This window comes from Sphaerochaeta sp. UBA5836 (assembly GCF_002432845.1).
GTDB lineage: Bacteria > Spirochaetota > Spirochaetia > Sphaerochaetales > Sphaerochaetaceae > Sphaerochaeta.
Genome location: NZ_DJGW01000076.1, coordinates 50,175 through 68,005, shown reverse-complemented (window position 1 = coordinate 68,005; position 17,831 = coordinate 50,175). Strand labels below are relative to the sequence as shown.

The window sequence follows — 17,831 nt, the reverse complement described above, 5'->3', positions numbered from 1 at the left end:
TTTCTTAGGTTGCATGCTCATCCTTATAATTCTCTGCCTGTCGCTGCTCTGTAGTTGTTCTTGTGATATCGAACATGACCCCAAGACGTTCAGGGTGCTCTCCTACAATGTACAAAATCTTTTCGATGCCCGTTTGGACGGGGGGGAGTATCCTGAGTATCAGGATCCGAAGGTCTGGAACGACCGTTCCTATCGCATGCGCCTGGAGACCCTGTCCAAGGTGCTGCTGAGTGAAAAGCTTCTTTCTCCCGATGTCATCATCCTGCAGGAGGTGGAAGGTCCCCGCGTTGTGGAGGACCTGCTCTGTTTGCATCTGGGACGGAAGGGATACCGCTGGTATGCAGTGGCGAAAGGAACCGATGCCGCCATCTCGGTAGCCGTCATCAGCCGCCACCCGATTGCTTCCAGCACCGTGCATGCCTCTGCCGGGATCAGGCCTGTGTTGGAGGCGACCATTTGTACGGAAGGCGGGGATATCAGCTTGTTTGCCCTGCATGCGAAAAGCCAGATAGGGGATGGGGCCGACCTTCGGCTCTCCCTTGCCAAGGTTGTATCGCGGGCATCGTATGAGAGAGCCGGGTCGGCCGTATTGCTGTGCGGCGACTTCAACGAAGATCCTTCCAGCGTGTGGGACTCTGCAGCCTCTGCTCCGGCATTGGTCGATATGAATCATCCTGAAGCAACCAGGCTTCAAGCGGCAGGAGCCCTTGGATTGGTGGGGGACCATGCCGCCCTTGCTCCCGGCCTGTACTACTGCCCGTATCTGGATGAGAGCTGGAAGGGTAGTGCACCTGGTTCCTGCAGCTGGGATGGATTGTGGCACCGCTACGACCAGATTCTGGCAAATGGCAAGCTGTTTGACGGGATGGGGTGGGAGTATGAGAGCTTTTCCATAGAGAACCTGCCGTCACTGTGCAGCAGCGACGGCAGGCCCTATGCGTGGAACATTCGAACGTTGCAGGGAGTCAGCGACCATTTTCCGGTCCTGATGACCCTCAAGCGGCGTTAGTCATTTCACTTTGGGAAACTTGAGCTCGTAGAAAATCTGCTCCAGTTCCAAGGCGATGTTGATGTTGTGCACGACCGGCATCCTTCCGTCTTCGGTCGCCTGGGGCTTGAGCGTGATGGGGCTGAAGTTCAAAATGCCCATGACACCGGCCTTGAGCAGCCGTTCGTAGCTGTCCGAGGCTGCCTGCTCGGGGACGGTGATGATGCCCGCTGTCACTTGCAGAGCCTCCACCACCTCATCAATCCTGCTGATGGGGTAGATGGGAACCGGGTGGGAGGCGTCGCTGTAGACCAGGGGGTCGCTGTCGAAGCCTGCGACGATGCGGATGCCGTCAGGCTCGAAGCCGTTGTAGTGCATCAGGGCTTTCCCGATTCTTCCGCAGCCGATGATGATGCAGTTCTGGCTGTCTCCCTTGCCCAGGATTTCTCCCAAGGAGACGAGCAGGTCATGGATTTCATATCCGCCCCGCTTCTGCCCATGGATTCCCAATTGGGAGAAATCTTTCCGTACGATTGCAGCCGAAACGCCGGCGGCATCGGCTAGGTTATGTGCAAACACTTTCTCAAGTCCGATGGTCTTCAGACGATTAAGGGAGCGATAGTATCGGGTGATTCGTATGAGTTGGTCGTTGTTCATCTCACTTACTCCTATTTATGTGAAAAAGTGTACATTAACTCTCCATTTACGTCAATATATTGTTCTGAAAATTCGAGTGTTGCAGATAAAAACCCGTTTTATACCAAAAATGTTATGTACAAGCTTGCTGAAAAAGTGCTAGGATACTCGCAACGTTTATTTGGGTACTGGAGGTTACATGTCGGACAATAACGAATTCACGTTTTCACCCGCTTTGGTGTCTTTCATCAAGGAATGGAAAACCAAGCCGGGTAATCTCATCATGGTGCTCCACAAGGTACAGCAGGAACAAGGCTACATCTCCCGCGAAGCGGCGGATCAGGTGGCGGCCCTTCTTGACGTACCGTTGGCCACCATCTGGGGTGTTGTATCATTCTACCACTTCTTCAAGCTGACCAAGCCGGGCAGGCACAACATCCAGGTATGTCTGGGAACCGCCTGCTATCTGAAGGGTGCCCAGGCTATCATCGACGAGCTGGACAAGCAGCTTACCCTGCCTGTCGGAGCAGTTACCGAAGACGGAAACTTCTCCCTCGAGGCCGTGCGGTGTGTTGGTTGCTGCGGGCTTGCACCCGTGATGACTGTCGGTGGAGAAGTTTTCGGCAAGGTCACCAAAGACCAGGTTTCCGGAATCATCGCGAAGTTCAGGTAAGAAGAGAGGCGCTCTTCGCAATGCATATCTGCATCGACGACTATCTGCTTGATATCGTTCAGAACTCCTTCGAGGCAGACAGTTCATACGTTGAACTGGCGGTGGACCAGACCGAAAGCAGGTTTACCTGTACGGTTCGGGACAACGGGAAGGGGATGGATGCAGAGGTTCAGAAAAGGGTGCTCGACCCGTTCTACACGGATGGGAAAAAGCACGCAAAACGTAAGGTAGGATTGGGGCTGCCGTTTCTCAATCAGGCTTGTGAAGCCTGCGAGGGAACCTTTGCTCTCCACTCCGAAGTCGGGGTCGGTACCACCGTTGAATTCAGTTTCAACCTGGCCCACCTTGATGCTCCTCCACTTGGGGACCTGTGTGCAACGTTCGTCATTTTGCTGGCACACCCGCTGGCTAAGGATTTTGTCATCAAACGGACGATACACACGGCAAAAGGTTCGACGGGCTACCGGCTGGATAAGCAGGAGCTTGAGGAGGTCCTCGGGCCCTTGACCACCAGTGGAACATTGAACCTGCTGAAGGAGTATGTTGCTTCACAGGAAGATGATGTACGAAAGTATTACGTGAATCCGGATGCACACAAGAACAAAGCGCCGCTTTCCAAACAACAGGAGATGTGAACATGGCTAAAATGACACTTGAGGAGCTGAGAAGGCTCAGGGAACAGAAACAGAGCGAGCTGCAGAAGCGCGACATCGAAGGGAAGGATTCCCGCATTGTGGTGGGAATGGGTACTTGCGGTATCGCCGCCGGTGCAAAGACTGCACTCGATACCTTCCTGCAGGTCCTGGAAGAAAAGAAGATTGAGAACGTCTCGGTCACCCAGACCGGATGCATGGGCCTGTGCTATGTAGAGCCGACCATCGAGGTCATAGTTCCCGGCATGCCCGACGTGATTTATGGGAAAGTGGATGCTGCAACCGCCCGCAAGATTGTTGAGCAGCACATCATCGGCAAGCAATTGGTGACCGACCATATGTTCGATCGGCCGGCAGCTGACATCATCAAGAAGAACGGGGGTAAATAATGGCGTTCAGAAACTACATCTTGGTCTGCGGAGGTACCGCTTGTGAGTCAAGCCGCTCGGACCAGATTTACCAGAACCTGATAGAGGAGTGCAAGGCACAGGGAGTCGCTGACGAAGTACAGGTCGTCAAGACCGGCTGTTTTGGTTTCTGCGAGCAAGGCCCGATCGTCAAGATCCTTCCCGAGGACTCTTTCTATGTGAAAGTCACTCCAGAGGATGCCAAGGAGCTGATCAGCGAGCATGTCATCAAGGGCCGTGAAGTCACCCGCCTGCTCTATGACAAGGAGTCGAGCCGCAAGCATGCCAAGGTTGAGGACATCCAGTTCTACCAGAAGCAGTTCCGCATCGTACTGCGCAACTGCGGTTTCATCGATCCCGAAAACATCGACGAATATATCGCCCGTGAAGGGTATCAGGGTCTGGAAAGGGCTCTCTTTGAGATGACCGGTGATGAGATCATCGAGGAGCTGAAGACTGCAGGCTTGCGCGGTCGCGGCGGTGCAGGCTTCCCGACCTGGATGAAATGGAATTTCTCCCGCCAGGTGCAAAATGACATCAAATATGTCGTTTGCAACGCTGACGAAGGCGACCCGGGTGCCTATATGGACCGCTCCACCTGTGAGGGCGACCCGCATTCGGTTCTCGAAGCCATGACCATCTGCGGCAAGACCATTGGAGCCCACCAGGGATTCATCTATATCCGCGCCGAGTATCCCTTGGCCATCCACCGTCTCGAGATTGCCATGAAGCAGGCCCGTGAATACGGCCTCTTGGGCCAGAACATCCTGGGAAGCGGTTTTGATTTCGACATTGAGATCCGTCTGGGAGCGGGTGCGTTCGTCTGCGGTGAGGAAACCGCTCTGCTGCAGTCCATCGAAGGCAAGCGCGGCATGCCCCAGCCTCGTCCCCCATTCCCCGCTGTCAAGGGCTTGTGGGGCAAGCCGACGGTCATCAACAACGTTGAGACCTGGGCGAACGTCCCGGTGATTCTCACCAAGGGCGGCAACTGGTTCAACAAGATCGGTACTGCCGACAGCAAGGGAACCAAGGTTTTCGCCCTCACCGGTAAAATCCGCAACTCCGGATTGGTGGAAGTCCCGATGGGAACCACCCTGCGTGAGATCATCTACGACATCGGCGGCGGCATCGCCCATGATAAGAAGTTCAAGGCTGTGCAGACCGGCGGTCCGTCCGGCGGCGTCATCACCGAAGAGAACCTCGATACCCCGATCGATTTCGGCTCGCTGATTCGAATCGGCTCGATGATGGGAAGCGGTGGTATGATCGTCATGGATGAAGACGACTGCATCGTCGACGTTGCGAAGTTCTACCTGAACTTCTCGGTCGATGAATCCTGCGGCAAATGTGCACCATGCAGAATCGGTGGAAAGTCCTTGTGCAACATCCTGGAGAAGATTACTTCAGGCAATGGCACACTCAAGGATTTGGACACACTCGCTACCATCGGTGAAGCCATGAAGAAGGGCAGTCTGTGTGCTCTGGGACAGACCACTCCCAACCCGGTCCTCTCTACGATGAAGCACTTCAAGGAAGAGTATCTCGCCCACATCGTGGACAAGACTTGTCCCAGCGGCACCTGTAAGAAACTCATTTCCTACACGATCAATGCCGAGAAGTGTATCGGTTGTACGGCCTGCACACGCAAGTGCCCCGTCGCTGCAATCTCTGGCGAACGAAAACAGGTTCATGTCATCAATCAGGCCCTCTGCATCAAGTGCGGTGTCTGTATGGAGACCTGTAAGTTCGACGCCGTCGAAATCCACTAGGATCAGGAGAGGAGGAAACAATTGAGTATCGTACATGTGAAGATAAATGGCATCCCCGTTGAAGTTGAAGAGGGGACCAGCGTATTGAATGCGGCCAAGCAGGCCGGGGTCAAGATCCCGACCCTCTGCTACCATGAGGACCTCAAGCCCTTCGGCTCCTGCGGTCTGTGCATCGTGAAGCAGGAAGGCAGCGCAAAGATCATTCGTGCTTGTGCAGCACCGGTCAATGAAGGTCTGAGTGTCATCACCCACGACCGCGAGTTGTTTGAAGCCCGCAAGACCATTCTGGAACTGATTCTGTCCACGCACCCCTCCAGCTGTCTCTCCTGCATCCGCAATGGTGAATGTGAGTTGCAGAACATTGCTGCAGAGTTCGGCATCCGCGAACAGCCCTTCGAAGTCCGCCTCAGCGATCGGGAGAAAGACACCTCGTCGGCATCGATCGTGTTGGACCCTGAGAAGTGCATCAAGTGCGGACGCTGTGTACAGGTCTGCCAGGACCTGCAGGGTGTCTTCGCCCTTGAGTTCATCGGACGCGGTGATGAGACCTGCATGGCTCCCGCCGCCATGCTCAAGCTTGACGACAGCCCCTGCGTGCGTTGCGGCCAGTGTGCTGCACACTGCCCCGTCGGTGCCATCTATGAGAAGGATGAGAATGCAACCTTCCTTGCAGCTGTTGCCGACCCTGAGAAGCAGGTCGTCGTCCAGATCGCTCCTTCGATTCGTGTAGGCTTGTCCGAATCCTTCGGCCTTCCTGCAGGAACTGTGACCACCAAGAAAATTTATGCTGCAATCCGCAGGCTTGGTGCAAAGACCGTGCATGACACCAACTTCGGTGCCGACCTCACCATCATGGAAGAGGGGACCGAGCTGGTCACGAGGCTGACCAAGGGCGGCGCCCTTCCCCAGCTGACCAGCTGCTGTCCGGCTTGGGTCGACTACGTACAGAAGTACTATCCCGACCTGCTCGACCATGTATCGAGTGCCAAGAGCCCGATGCAGATGGTGGGAGCCATGGAGAAGACGTTCTACGCCGAGAAGATGGGTATCGACCCGGCGAAGATGTACACCGTTGCCATCATGCCTTGTACCGCCAAGAAGTATGAGTCCGAACGCGACGAGCATATGTATGCCAGCGGCCACAAGGATGTGGACCTGGTGTTGACCACCCGGGAGTTCGCCCGCCTGATCAAGAGCCAGGGAATCGATTTCCTCTCGCTTGCAGAGGAAGAAGCCGATAGTCCGATCGGCGAGTACAGCGGTGCCGGCACTATTTTCGGTGCCACCGGCGGCGTCATGGAAGCTGCGGTCCGCACCGCCTACCATGTTGTGACCGGCAAGGAACTGCAGAACGTTGAAGTCGATGTGGTCCGCGGTCTTGCCGAGATCAAGAAGGGAACCGTTGACTTTGATGGAACACCGGTTCGAGTTGCTGTTGTGCATGGCCTGTCCCATGTCAAGGAAGTGATGGATGAAATCCGTGCTGCCAAGGCAGAGGGCAAGCAGGCTCCCTATGAGTTCATCGAGGTTATGGCCTGTCGCGGCGGTTGTATCGCCGGTGGCGGACAGCCCTATGGTGCAACCGATAGTCTGCGCAATGAACGCTCGGCAGGCCTTTATGCCGACGACAAGAACAGTGCAGTGAGATGCTCGCACCAGAACGAGTCGATCCAGAAGCTTTACGAGACTTTCCTCGAAAAGCCGATGAGCCACAAGGCCCATCACCTCTTGCATACCACCTATCAGGATCTTCCTGTTTACAAGGCCTGATGGTTGGCCAGTATCCAATGTGCCCGGCCCCCGACAGGCCGGGCCTTTCTCTCTCATCTGAGCGATGATGAGGACAGCTCATCTACCCGCAAGGAAAAAACCAGCATGAGATGACATTTGACAGGGGTGATGCGGATGCAACAAGGTGTTGCGTACCGGCGCCAAGGGCTTGGTATCGGGAGGAGGTCCATCACAAGGCGCCACCACCAAACGAGCGAAGTTTCTTTCATTTGAGCTCGTCGCAATCGATGTGCTGATCATTGCAGGAGTATGGACGGGGACGGTGCACATTGATTGAAAATGGGGAGGCGGGAGCTTTACAGCTCCCGCCTGCACAATTGATCAGGGGATTCTGAACAGAAGCAGTGAAGAAGAACTCTTGGATGTGATGACCAGCATATCCTGCTTCAAGGACATATCCATTCTCGATGCTTGGTAGGACTCCAAGCCCTTGGTATCCAGATGGGTTGCTGCAAAGCTTGGAGACGGGCACTGGAAGGTCAGCAAGGTGGTAGGAGTGAGGACATACAGCTTGGTTCCCGACGGGTTGGGCAACAGCTGCACGATGCCGTCCATGTTTCCTATCCCGTTTTCTCCCGAAGAGTATACCTCCATCTGTTCCCAGGTTCCATTCGCATAGGTGAATCTTCCCACATCGTTGTCCGTTGCATACATCAGGTTGTCATCGTTCAAAAACTTCACCTCGGCTACATTGTTCAGATACGGGGTGTTGCCTGAGTTGAATTCAACCGGATTGGTGAATGGGACGACGATGGTGCCCTGGCGAAAAATTTTCAGCATGGAATTTTCTTTCAGGGTGAGCGCCGAGGATTTTCCTGTAGCGCTGATGGCCATACCTGCATACGGAATGTTGTACTGTGGATATCGCGTGTAGTAGTAATCCGAATACAGGTCTTTTTCTGCATTTACATAGAAATTCGTCTCAACAACATGGTCCTTGAGAGGATGCAGGCCGTAAAGAATTCCAGAACTGCGAACGAGGGTAAGGTCGGTGAGATAGGGGAACGTGAGGTCTCCCGGTACGATGTATCCGTATCTGTTGTTGCGGCTAAGACGCTTGGTAAGCGACGAGGTGGCGATGTCGTACTCATAGATGGTCAAAGCCGGTGTAACCGAGTCGGCAATGACCACCCTGTTTGAAGCGTGGTCGACCAATAGTTCGGTGATGCCGCTGGTGCAGAACCCATCGGCTGCGGTGTAGGTGTGCACGACTTCCAACGAATCACGGACAATCCTGCAGACTTGGATGGTCTGCGCTTGATTACTGGCCAGCAAAATCTTTCCATCGGGAAGGAATGCCGCATGGGCATCGATTCCGATATGCATGCCGCCGGTATTGTCCTGTACCGTGCTGACGAGGATCGGGACTCCGGTCTCCCCGTTTACAGTGGCGGTGAAAGAGATGCTGGCCGACCCGGAACTAGCCTTCAGGGCCCCCTTTGCAATGACGTCCAAACGATGGGTGCCGCTGGCCGGAGTGAAAGAGCAGTCCAAGCCGGTGCCTATCAGGACCCCGTCGAGGTACCAATCGACCGCCAGATTCGATGTATCGGCGGCACTCAGGCTGACGGTGACCGGCTGCAGGGCGTTGACCGTATCACTGATTCCCAGAATCGTGCACTCCACCGGAACCCCGAGCTGGTTGACCAGGGTCAAGCCGGAAGGGATGTTGGCATACTTGTCCAACTGCAGCGTGATTACTCCCTCGGTGGTCCTGTTGCCCACGATTCTCACCACCTCCGCACACCCTGCTACGGCGGTGCCGCCGCTGAAGAGCTGGGCGTTCAAAAGGTAGGAGCCTGCCGAATAGTGTCCTGAATAGGTCACCGAGCCTTCGGCCATGTTGTTGGTGGTAGGGCTGAGAACCTGGGTGTTGCCCTGTTCATCGGTGAGGTTCACCTGCAGCGAAGGGTCGCTGACATTCAGGGCGTTCCATGCAAGCTGGATGCTCAGCAGCCCTTTGCCTGCCAGACTGTCCAGTTCGATGGTGACCGGTGACGGCTCCGGTGTCAGATTGACTGTCGCCTGACCTGTCACCAGGTCGACGCCGTTGCTGTTCTGGCCTACAGCAGTGATGGTCCAATTGCCGATCAAGAGCCCTTCCACTTCCAGATTTTGCGTGGTGCTCATGACACTGAAGGTGGTTCCCTGGGGGCCTTCGCCTTCCACCACATAACGCGACACTTCCAGGGGAGTGTCTTGGGGAACCAGGGAGCGTTCAGCCGCTTCCTTGCTCACCATTCTCAATTGCAAGGTGGACCGAGCCGCGCTCTCCTCCTTGCATCCTCCGAGCATCAGGCACAAAAGGCCTATGAGGGGGATGAGAAACCAATGAGAAGTGATTGATGTTCTATTCATTCTTTCCTCCGACCACAAAGGAAGGAAGGGTGGGAAATCGCTTCACATCTTTTCTTTTTTCTCTTCAACGGGTACATTCAGTGCATGCAAGCATTGATCAAGATCGCCCTATTGGCCTTGACCCTGGTTCTGGTATTCATCAACCCCCTCTACATCGGACGGGTGGTCTACTATTCACTCTTTCCCCTGCTGTTTGTCCTGGTGTGGCTGTTCTACCGCACCTCCTACGTCGTCAGCGAGAGAGCAGTGCGCAAAGCAACCACAGAGCCTTTTTCCTACTCCTGTTTTTGCGCCCTTGTCCCTCCCGTGGATGACGGGGACCTCATCCGCGGAAGGCTGATCATTACCGACAAGCGGCTCGCCCTGTTTCAGAAGGATGCAAAGCAGAAAGCCGTCAAGGAAGTCTGGAGCATGGATATTGCCGAGGTCAAACACTTCACCGTCGGACAGGTGCTTTCGGTGCGAAAAGGCGTCACCTTCCTTGCCGAAGAGCGGGAGGCTCGGTTCGTAGGCCATCGGATTGCAAAGGACAAAGAGGCGATCACCATCGCCCTCGGCTGGAAACAAGCCTAGAAACTGTAACTGAACCCTACACGCATCGGCTCAAGGGAGAAATTGAAATCAGGGCTTGTGATCACCCACTGAGCCTGGATTCCCGCCTGGTAGAAGAAACGCAGGTTCTCCACGATTTCATAGGAGAAGCCGCCCAGCACTTTCGCCGTCAATCCAAACTCGGGGCTTGTCCCGAAGAAGAAGGTCGGGCCGAGGGAGATGGAGAGCGGAATATTGAAGGCCTCATCCTTCCTGAACGTCCATTGCCCTTTCGCCAGCACGCTGAGTTGGTTCTCGCCGCCGTCTCTCTCATACTCCAAGGCACCTCCGAAACTAAAGAGTGTATCGGTGTGCTTCAGAATATCCAGCTGTACCGAAAATCCACTATTGCCCAAAGCGGGAAGGTCGAAATTTGCAAACGATACTGCCGTCCCGATTGTCCAGCTCAACGGCTCTGGATCGATCTCTACACGGGAGGTGGGGATTTGCGGGGTCTGGGGCGCTATGGGTGTGAGCACTACTTTCCCGCTCTCACTTGCAGCCTCTGGAGGGCTCTCCTGCCCGTCTTGCATTGCAGCCGGTACAAGTGGCGCTTCACCGATGGTCGTCTCTTCAACCGGCAGCTCCCGATCGTCGGCAACAGGCTCCTCCGGTGCTGTCTCCGCCTCGGCGGATGCCTTCACCAAAGGCGGTTCAGGGGCGAACGGAATCGGTACTTTGGGGGCGCTGGAAACGGGAAGCTTGAGCAATCCTGACTTCAGCAGCGGGTCGATGGGAGGGGGGAGTGGATCCGTATTTGTCAGGACCGGCTGCTCGATGGGCACTTCTGCAATGGGCTCTTCTGGTACCATGGCCTCTTTGGCTTGCACCTCTAGTTGCACAGGTTCCTCAATGACCGCGGGTTTGGGTTCTTCTTCAGGGATGGGTTGGATAGGAGGCTGCAACAGGGCTTCTGCCGGCTGCGACGGCTGAGCCTGCAGCTGTTCACCTTGCTCAGGGGCACGAGTCTGAGGCCTCATCGCAAAGTACCAGTACGTACCGCTCAGTACCACGAGGCAGGCTACGACTATCAACACTACCGACAAAGTCTTATTCACAACATACTCCTTACAGTAACTATAACACCACAAGAGCGCTTTCTTGTACAAGTCTAACACGGGTTGATGCCCTCAGTATCATCATTTCCTTCTTTTTTGGTGAAGATTTGTGCATTTGTTCCCTCCCGGGGGTACCCTTTTTGGAGAATTTCAGCACCTGGGGATGCGTGATAAGGTCTGCAAACGGAGGGTATCGTATGCGGATCCATCTTGTCGCCCTGGTTTTGCTGCTTCCTTTCAGCCTTTCTGCACGGCATGCAGGATTGGCGGTCTCCCTCGACCTCTGCTCGCTGGACAGCCTTGCCTATGATACTGCAATCGTCCGCATGGAAGCAGCCTTGGATGTTACACCGGAGTTCAGCCTGAGCATGCCCCTGACCTTGACGGCAGAGCGGTACTTGGGAGGAGTGCAACTGTGGGAGACAGGCGTATTTCTCCAGTACCACCCGCTTGGTTGGGACCTGTTCCTCTCGCTTTCCCTGATGCAGGTCTCCTTCCTTGCCAACCATCCCTATGAGGATGGGATGCAGCTGTTGTTCCTGAACGAAATGGCTGTAGGGTGGCAATGCTCCTTCCCCCCGTCCATTGTCGTCATACCGAGTGTGATCATCAAGGATCCCAATCACATCCTCACCGAGGAGTATGGAACATTGCAATCTCTGTTTACACGGTTTCCCATGGTTCGCTTCGCTCTGCTTGTCGGATGGACGTTTCCTGTTCCCTCATCCAAGAGTGCAGGGCGGTGAATATTTTGCATGAACAGGAAGGAGGAAGATTCTATGATACGCACATTAGGCAATTGGGTGGTGGTTATCCTGCTTGTCCTGCCTCTCAGCGGATGTTCGATGGGCTGGGAAATGCAGAGCAAGGCAAAAATCAGCGATGACCAACTGTTTCCTGCTGTATCGGAGATGATCGAGCAGCAGAAGGATGTGGTATGGCCGTATCTGGAGGAGGACCTGCAGCGGGGGCTTGCCTCGAGGCAGGTCAATGCCGGCGAGATCGTGACCAATACCTTGGAGGAGGAACAAGGCCGCCAATATCTGGAGTTCTGCTACACGGTAGGCATGGATGCGGATATTGAGGAGGTCGTTGCGTTCGCCCATGGGCTGTTGAATGAACAGGAGCAGCAGGAATTGGATGAGAAGCTTGAGGCTGCACGAACGCTCATGCTGGACAAGGCTGAGGTGCTCAGCAGGGGCCTGGCGCCCAGCCAGCGTGCGGCATTCTGGAAGGATATGCAGAAACTGGTCACCAGGACGCTGGTGCTCTTTACCGCAGGAGTCGTCTATGCGTGCATCCCTACGGTGGTGTTCTGGGGAAAAGTCTCTGCAGCAACCGCCATCGCAGTAGCAACAGGAGTGGTTGCCAGCACCGTCATGTCCATCTGGCGGTACTATCAGTTCGGCGGCAGCATCGACGAGTCGTTCGGTGACTGGCTGACCAGCGTCACGACCGAGCCTGAGCTGTCGTATGCCCTGGCGGCAAGTGTGATTGCAGTGGGCAACACCCTCAAGCGGGGTGCGGTGGTGACAGGAATCATCATCTGCGTGTTTGCCCTGTACAACGTGGTGGACATGGTCAAACCGATGCTTGCCAAATACAATTTCGGTGTTTGAGCAAGCCCTGTGTTTCTGAGGTTGCTCCAGCCAGTGCTTTGTGAAATACTATGTGCATCACGAACATCAGCAAGGAGCTCCTCACCATGTCTACTTCCCTGAAAAACGAAATCCTGTCACGGTTCCTCCGTTATGCAGTCATCGATACCATGAGCGACGACCAGGCTGTGGCCGTCAAGCACCCCTCCACCGACGGTCAGTGGGATCTGTTGAACCTGCTCGTCGATGAATTGAAGGCGATGGGCATCAGCGACATCCAAGTCGATCCCAACGGGGTGGTCATCGCAAGACTTGCTTCCAACATCGATCACCCGGTGCCCACCGTTGCCTTCATGGCCCATGTCGATACCGCAGATGATGTCATGGGAAACAACGTAAAGCCAAGAGTTATTGACTCCTACGACGGCAAGGATATCGTGCTGAACGAACAGTACACCCTTGTGGCCGAAGAAAATCCCGAGCTGGCCAAGTATGTGGGGGAGACGATCATCGTCACCGACGGCAATACCCTGCTGGGCAGCGACGATAAAGCCGGCGTGGCTGAGATCATGAGTGCCGCCGCCTATCTGAAAGCCCATCCAGAGGTCAAGCACGGGGTGGTGGAGTTCATCTTCACCAGCGACGAGGAGACCGGGGCTGGGATGAATACCTTTCCCTACGACAAGATCAGCTGCGACTACTGCTATACCATCGATGGGGGAAAACGCTTTGAGATTGAGAGCGAGTGCTTCAATGCAGCAACGGTGAAGGTCCATTTCAGCGGGGTCAGCTATCACTTGGGCATGGCCCGCGGCAGGCTTGTCAACGCTCTGACGATGGCCTCGTTCTTCATCAATGCCCTTCCCCAAGCGGAAAGCCCGGAAGCAACCGATGGCCGTTACGGTTACTACTGCGCCCAAAACATAAGCGGAACCAGCACCGAGGTTGACCTCACCCTCTACCTCAGGGATTTCGACCTGGACATCCTGAATCGCAGAATCGATGCGATCAAGAGTCTTGCTGCCGCCACCGAGGCTCTCTATCCGAACGGAAAGGTCAGCGTCGATGCAAAACACATCTACTACAACATGGCCCTGGTTGCAGCAAAGAAACCCTTTGCCATGGAGAATCTCTATGAGGCAGGCCGGCAGCTCGGCATGGAACTGCAAAGCAGCTTGATTCGCGGCGGCACGGATGGAGCGCGCATGGCCAATGAACGCGACATACCTTGTCCGAACATTTTCACCGGCGGTCACAACCTGCATTCACGCTTTGAGTGGGCGGCTCTTCCTGCCATGGTGGATGCCTGCCGCCTGATCATCAAGATTGTCGAGGTGGGTGCTTTGAAATGAAGCGGCTCTCCTCTCTCCTTCTATGCCTGCTTCTCTTTTCGCTTCCGGCCGCATCCCTTGAGATTGACAGTGCAAGCACCGTTTCCGAGCAGGTCCGCCTGTCTGTCAGGCGGGCCTTGGAGCGTGCGGTGCTGCCGCTGCTCAAGGAAGATGAGACGCTTGTCGCCCATATCGATACAGCGGTCCTCAATCTTTCCGTCGGAGAGCGGCACCTCGCACTTGATATGCCCGGTCATGAACAGGACCTGGAAACGTTTCTGGTCTCCAACCTCGCCTATGACGGGCTTGTCCTGGTTGGGGAGCTTCCTCCCTTCGGCTTGGAGTTTGTCCTTGATCGGGGCTTTGCCGTCGAAAACAGCTCAAAGACGCTCATCGGTGAAGGTCGGCCCTACTGGGTATTGGACGGCCAAGGCCGAAAACGCGGAGTGGTGGTCGCTTCTCATGTGCGAACCAGCGAGCCCAAGTTGGCCTTCCTCCAGCAGACGGCAGGGGGAGAGCTCCTTGCCGGCATGGCCCTTGCCCCCATGGGGTTGTTTCCCCTCAGTGTCGAATCCAGCATCCATGTTGATGGCTCGATAGGAGTGGGCGTTGGTACTTCCTATCCCCTGCCTTCCTATCCGCTGTGGTTGCACTTGGGTTTCAGCACCCCCGATTTTGAGCAGGGGTATCTGGTTGTCGGGCTGGGCTCTGCACTCCCGCTCTCCCATCTTTTCTCTTCCAAGAGCCATTTGGTTCGTTCCCTCAGCCTTGAGGCAAAGGCTCTCGTCGGTATAGGCACCTTTTTTGCATCAGGCGGACTCTCCTATATGGGCGAGGGAAGCCTTTCTGTGGTGTATCACCAGGGAGCCTGGGCTTTCAGGCTGGGAGCGGGGAACCACCTTGCGGCCTCCAGTCAATCGTTGGTGCGTCAAGGGCTTTTCCTCAGTCTCGGAACATCGTACACTTATACACCATGAAACACGCATTGCGCACCCTCTTGATCGGCCTTCTCTTCAGCCTGATGCTCTCATCCTGCTCGTCGCTGTCCGACTTGGTGCGTTCCCAGGTGGAAGGTCTTCCCTCCTGGGTGTACAGCCCCCAGACACGAAGCGACCAGGTGGCATTTGTCGGACAGGGGAGTGCAGCGGTGGCATACAATGCAAGGCTGCTTGCGTACGAGGACATCCTGAAGCAGATATCGGAGTATGTCGGTGAGGATGTGCGCAGTGCCTACTATCGCGAGCTGACCACCACCAACGCCATCGCGGACCTCAAGCTCACCATTTCCAGCGAACATGAACGGACCGAAGGCCGCTTGCAGAACCATGTGTATCTTTTGGCCCGCTTGGATGCCGGGCTGCTTGCCGGCAAGCGGACAAGCGTCTACAACGAAATCTTGAAACGCGATGCTGATATTGAAGAACTGCTGAAACAGGCCGACCGCTCCTATCGTGCCAATGATGACACAACAACCATCCGTCTCTATCTGGAGGCGGCGATTCTTGCCGCCCAAGGACCGGTCAATGTCAAGAAACACGAGTTGCCATACCTTTTGGAGAAGGCCCAAACCTTTATCTCATCGCTGCAACTGTCCCTGCGTGATGCCGACCCATCCAAGGCAACCGTGAGTGTGTATGTCCGCCGCAAGAGCCGGCTGCTCTCCCCGAAGGTCCTCAAGGCATCGGTCACAGCGACGTTCCAGGCTCGAAACAGCCTGGGAAGGTCGTATACCGATTTCTTGCAGTTCAACACCGCCGGTGATGGGTTTTTCTCCTTTGTTCCCTACAACCAAGGATTGCACAAGAGTGGTGAAGTGATTTTCTCCCTCGATTTCACCGATTTGCGCAATCGGATTTCATCTGCATTGGATGCTCAGGCCATCGCACCCATCCTCGCTGCCATGGATGAGTGCCGCATCGAATTCCCCTATTCGATAGCTTCACCGGTGGCCGGCCGGATGGTGGCAGCACAGATACAGGCCTTCAACCAGCAAGGGGCCCTTCTCCCCCAGGGCAGTGCCCTGCAATCCTTCAGCGAAGAACTGGCCCTTGACGGCATCGCTGTCCAGCAGGTCTCCCTGGGTTCTGTGGAATTGGAAGAACAACTTGCCCAACTGCAAACGATGTATCCTCAAGGTGCATTGGCTTTGTTGGGGACGGTGGGAGTGCTCTCCACCCAGCAGATACAGGAAAAGCAGGTGGTGGTGGTCTCAGGACGGGTACGGATCCACGACCTGGAAAACCAAAGCGTGCTGTATGACACCGCTGAAGTGGAAGCCGTGGCTTCGGGAGCCACCTTGCTTGAAGCACGCGAAGAGGCCTTCAGGCGTTTCGGCTCCATGGCAAGCTACCTGGTGAGGGACTTCCTGTTCAAGCGTTGAATAGCGCAAGCAGGGCCTTCGGATTGTTGCTGATGATTCCCATGGCACCCCGTTCAAGCAAGGATGCCGCTTCGTCGGGATCATCGACTGTCCAGGTACAGAGCTGATAGTTCCACTCTCTTGCCTGATCGAACTGCTCCTTCGGCGGTTTGAGATAGGCCGGCCGCACCAAATGCCTGCCTTGGCCGTGCCGAAGGATTTTCGGTACGGAGGACGAGTCGCTGTAGATGATGGCTGTGGGGATGCTGTTTTTGCTGATGCGCTTGAATCGCAGCAGGCTGACGGGGTTGAAGGAGCTTAGCAAGGCCCGGCTCTTGAGGCTTTTCATTTCAAGCAGGGCAAGCACGGCAGCTTCCAGGCCGAGGTTTGCTGTTCCCTCGGCTTTCAACTCGATGTCATACAACACCTTGTCCCGACAGAGGTCGAGCACCTCTTCCAGAAGCGGTATATGCTGACCGTCGCCGACGTCGATCTGCTTCAGCTCTTGATGGTCCAGTTCGTCGATGCGCTTGTCAATGCCGGCTATGCGCTTCAGGTCGTAATCGTGGAAAACCACCAGCTCACCGCTTTTGCACCTCTGCACATCGAGCTCAATCCCGTCGATGTGCATATCCAGGCAGGCTTTGAAGCTCGCAAGGGTGTTCTCCGGATGATCGAACGAGGAACCGCGATGGCCGAAGAGGACCGGTTTGTCAAAGACTTGCTGCATTATGGTGTCCCCCAGCGGAGGCGGGAGACCTCAGCCTTCCAGAGTTCCGTGTCGATGGTCTCAAGAACCAAGGGGATATGTTCGAATCGCCGATCGGAGGCGATATGTTCGAAAGTCGGCCAGCCGATGGTCCCCTTCCCAAGGCTCTCATGACGGTCGAGCCTGCTTGCCGCCGGCTCTTTTGCATCGTTGAGATGCATGCCCCTGAGTTTGTCCAGCCCGATGAGGGTGTCAAACCGTGCAATGGCCTTCTCAAATTCCTCGATGCTGCCGAGATTGTACCCTGCAGCATGTGCATGGCAGGTGTCGATGCAGAACCCCACCCGCTCTTGTGTCCTGCACTGCTCATACAGGTAGGCAAGCTCTTCGAAATTGGAGCCCAGATTGGATCCTTGGCCTGCAGTATTCTCTATGACTGCAATGGCATTGCCGGTCTCGGAAAGTGCGATGTCCAGACTCTCGGCAACCAGGCGCAACCCCTCTCGGGCATCCACCTGGTTGAGGTGTGAGCCCGGGTGAAAGTTGAGGAGCTTCAGTCCCAGCTGCTCCACACGCTTCAGTTCATCGATGAAGGCATCCAGACTCTGTTGCCGTTTCACTGAATCAGGATTTGCGAGGTTGATCAGATAGCTGTCGTGCACCAGGATCTGGCTGGAGCTGAAATCCAAGGACTCGCATGTTTTGACAAAGAGCGCAATTTCCTCAGGGTCCAGCGGCTTGGCCTTCCACTGCCTCTGATTCTTGGTGAACATGCCCAGTGCATTGGCACCGAGCTCGTGGGCCGAGATGAGGGCGTTCTGAAGTCCTCCAGCGATGCTGGTATGAGGTCCAATCGTATGCATAGAGGAAACCTAGAGCTTTAGGGCAGGGTTGTCAATCATCTGAACTC

Annotated in this window: 17 protein-coding genes; 12 read left to right on the top strand and 5 right to left on the bottom strand. The window is 55.4% G+C overall.

The window, feature by feature from the left end; all coding sequences use genetic code 11:
* A partial coding sequence (locus B3F49_RS06560) for an endonuclease/exonuclease/phosphatase family protein (protein ID WP_293909895.1) occupies positions 1–1,009 on the top strand: 1,009 nt, incomplete at its 5' end.
* Here B3F49_RS06560 and B3F49_RS06555 read toward each other — a convergent pair.
* Positions 1,010–1,645, bottom strand: coding sequence for a redox-sensing transcriptional repressor Rex (locus B3F49_RS06555; protein WP_293891546.1), 636 nt, complete (start codon positions 1,643–1,645; stop codon positions 1,010–1,012).
* A 178-nt stretch (positions 1,646–1,823) separates the two neighbouring features.
* Here B3F49_RS06555 and B3F49_RS06550 point away from each other — a divergent pair, with 178 nt between their 5' ends.
* Genes B3F49_RS06550 through B3F49_RS06530 form a run of 5 tightly spaced genes read left to right on the top strand, consistent with a single transcriptional unit; the run spans position 1,824 to position 6,896 of the window.
* A complete protein-coding gene (locus B3F49_RS06550; RefSeq protein ID WP_293909893.1) occupies positions 1,824–2,297 on the top strand; it encodes a complex I 24 kDa subunit family protein in 474 nt (157 codons plus the stop codon).
* 20 nt (positions 2,298–2,317) lie between these two features.
* Positions 2,318–2,932 (top strand): ATP-binding protein, encoded by a 615-nt coding sequence (locus B3F49_RS06545; RefSeq protein ID WP_293909892.1) that lies wholly within the window; start codon positions 2,318–2,320, stop codon positions 2,930–2,932.
* A gap of 2 nt (positions 2,933–2,934) precedes the next feature.
* Positions 2,935–3,339, top strand: coding sequence for a (2Fe-2S) ferredoxin domain-containing protein (locus B3F49_RS06540; protein ID WP_293891554.1), 405 nt, complete (start codon positions 2,935–2,937; stop codon positions 3,337–3,339).
* Complete coding sequence (locus tag B3F49_RS06535; RefSeq protein WP_293909890.1) at positions 3,339–5,126, top strand: NADH-quinone oxidoreductase subunit NuoF; 1,788 nt, start codon at positions 3,339–3,341, stop codon at positions 5,124–5,126. Before B3F49_RS06540 ends, B3F49_RS06535 begins: the two co-directional genes overlap by 1 nt.
* Before the next feature lie 21 nt (positions 5,127–5,147).
* Complete coding sequence (locus B3F49_RS06530; RefSeq protein ID WP_293909888.1) at positions 5,148–6,896, top strand: NADH-dependent [FeFe] hydrogenase, group A6; 1,749 nt, start codon at positions 5,148–5,150, stop codon at positions 6,894–6,896.
* 342 nt (positions 6,897–7,238) lie between these two features.
* On the opposite strand, the gene B3F49_RS06525 is transcribed toward B3F49_RS06530, so the two are convergent.
* Positions 7,239–9,275 carry a hypothetical protein gene (locus B3F49_RS06525; RefSeq protein WP_293909886.1) on the bottom strand — a complete coding sequence of 679 codons (2,037 nt, stop codon included), beginning with the start codon at positions 9,273–9,275 and terminating at the stop codon, positions 7,239–7,241.
* A gap of 84 nt (positions 9,276–9,359) precedes the next feature.
* Here B3F49_RS06525 and B3F49_RS06520 point away from each other — a divergent pair, with 84 nt between their 5' ends.
* Positions 9,360–9,848: a hypothetical protein gene (locus B3F49_RS06520; RefSeq protein WP_293891566.1), complete on the top strand. Its 489-nt coding sequence runs from the start codon at positions 9,360–9,362 to the stop codon at positions 9,846–9,848.
* On the opposite strand, the gene B3F49_RS06515 is transcribed toward B3F49_RS06520, so the two are convergent.
* Positions 9,845–10,924: a hypothetical protein gene (locus B3F49_RS06515; protein ID WP_293909884.1), complete on the bottom strand. Its 1,080-nt coding sequence runs from the start codon at positions 10,922–10,924 to the stop codon at positions 9,845–9,847. The genes B3F49_RS06520 and B3F49_RS06515 overlap by 4 nt on opposite strands.
* A 197-nt stretch (positions 10,925–11,121) precedes the next feature.
* On the opposite strand from B3F49_RS06515, the gene B3F49_RS06510 reads away from it, so the two are divergent.
* The 5 genes from B3F49_RS06510 (at position 11,122) to B3F49_RS06490 (ending at position 16,233) form a co-directional block, all read left to right on the top strand.
* Positions 11,122–11,670: a hypothetical protein gene (locus tag B3F49_RS06510; RefSeq protein ID WP_293891572.1), complete on the top strand. Its 549-nt coding sequence runs from the start codon at positions 11,122–11,124 to the stop codon at positions 11,668–11,670.
* A 33-nt stretch (positions 11,671–11,703) separates the two neighbouring features.
* Positions 11,704–12,543, top strand: coding sequence for a hypothetical protein (locus B3F49_RS06505; RefSeq protein ID WP_293891575.1), 840 nt, complete (start codon positions 11,704–11,706; stop codon positions 12,541–12,543).
* 86 nt (positions 12,544–12,629) lie between these two features.
* Entirely contained in the window at positions 12,630–13,874 is a 1,245-nt protein-coding gene (gene pepT, locus B3F49_RS06500; protein WP_293909882.1) for a peptidase T, read from the top strand.
* A complete protein-coding gene (locus B3F49_RS06495) occupies positions 13,871–14,830 on the top strand; it encodes a hypothetical protein (protein WP_293909880.1) in 960 nt (319 codons plus the stop codon). The genes pepT and B3F49_RS06495 overlap by 4 nt, the downstream gene beginning before the upstream one ends.
* The gene (locus B3F49_RS06490; RefSeq protein ID WP_293909878.1) at positions 14,827–16,233 is read left to right on the top strand and encodes a hypothetical protein; all 1,407 of its coding nucleotides are present in this window, start codon (positions 14,827–14,829) and stop codon (positions 16,231–16,233) included. Before B3F49_RS06495 ends, B3F49_RS06490 begins: the two co-directional genes overlap by 4 nt.
* Here the strand turns inward: B3F49_RS06490 and B3F49_RS06485 are convergent.
* Positions 16,223–16,942 (bottom strand): glycerophosphodiester phosphodiesterase, encoded by a 720-nt coding sequence (locus B3F49_RS06485; protein ID WP_293909876.1) that lies wholly within the window; start codon positions 16,940–16,942, stop codon positions 16,223–16,225. The two genes, B3F49_RS06490 and B3F49_RS06485, sit on opposite strands and share 11 nt — an antisense overlap.
* Complete coding sequence (gene nfo, locus B3F49_RS06480; protein ID WP_293909874.1) at positions 16,942–17,784, bottom strand: deoxyribonuclease IV; 843 nt, start codon at positions 17,782–17,784, stop codon at positions 16,942–16,944. Before nfo ends, B3F49_RS06485 begins: the two co-directional genes overlap by 1 nt.
* Positions 17,785–17,831 lie beyond the last annotated feature (47 nt).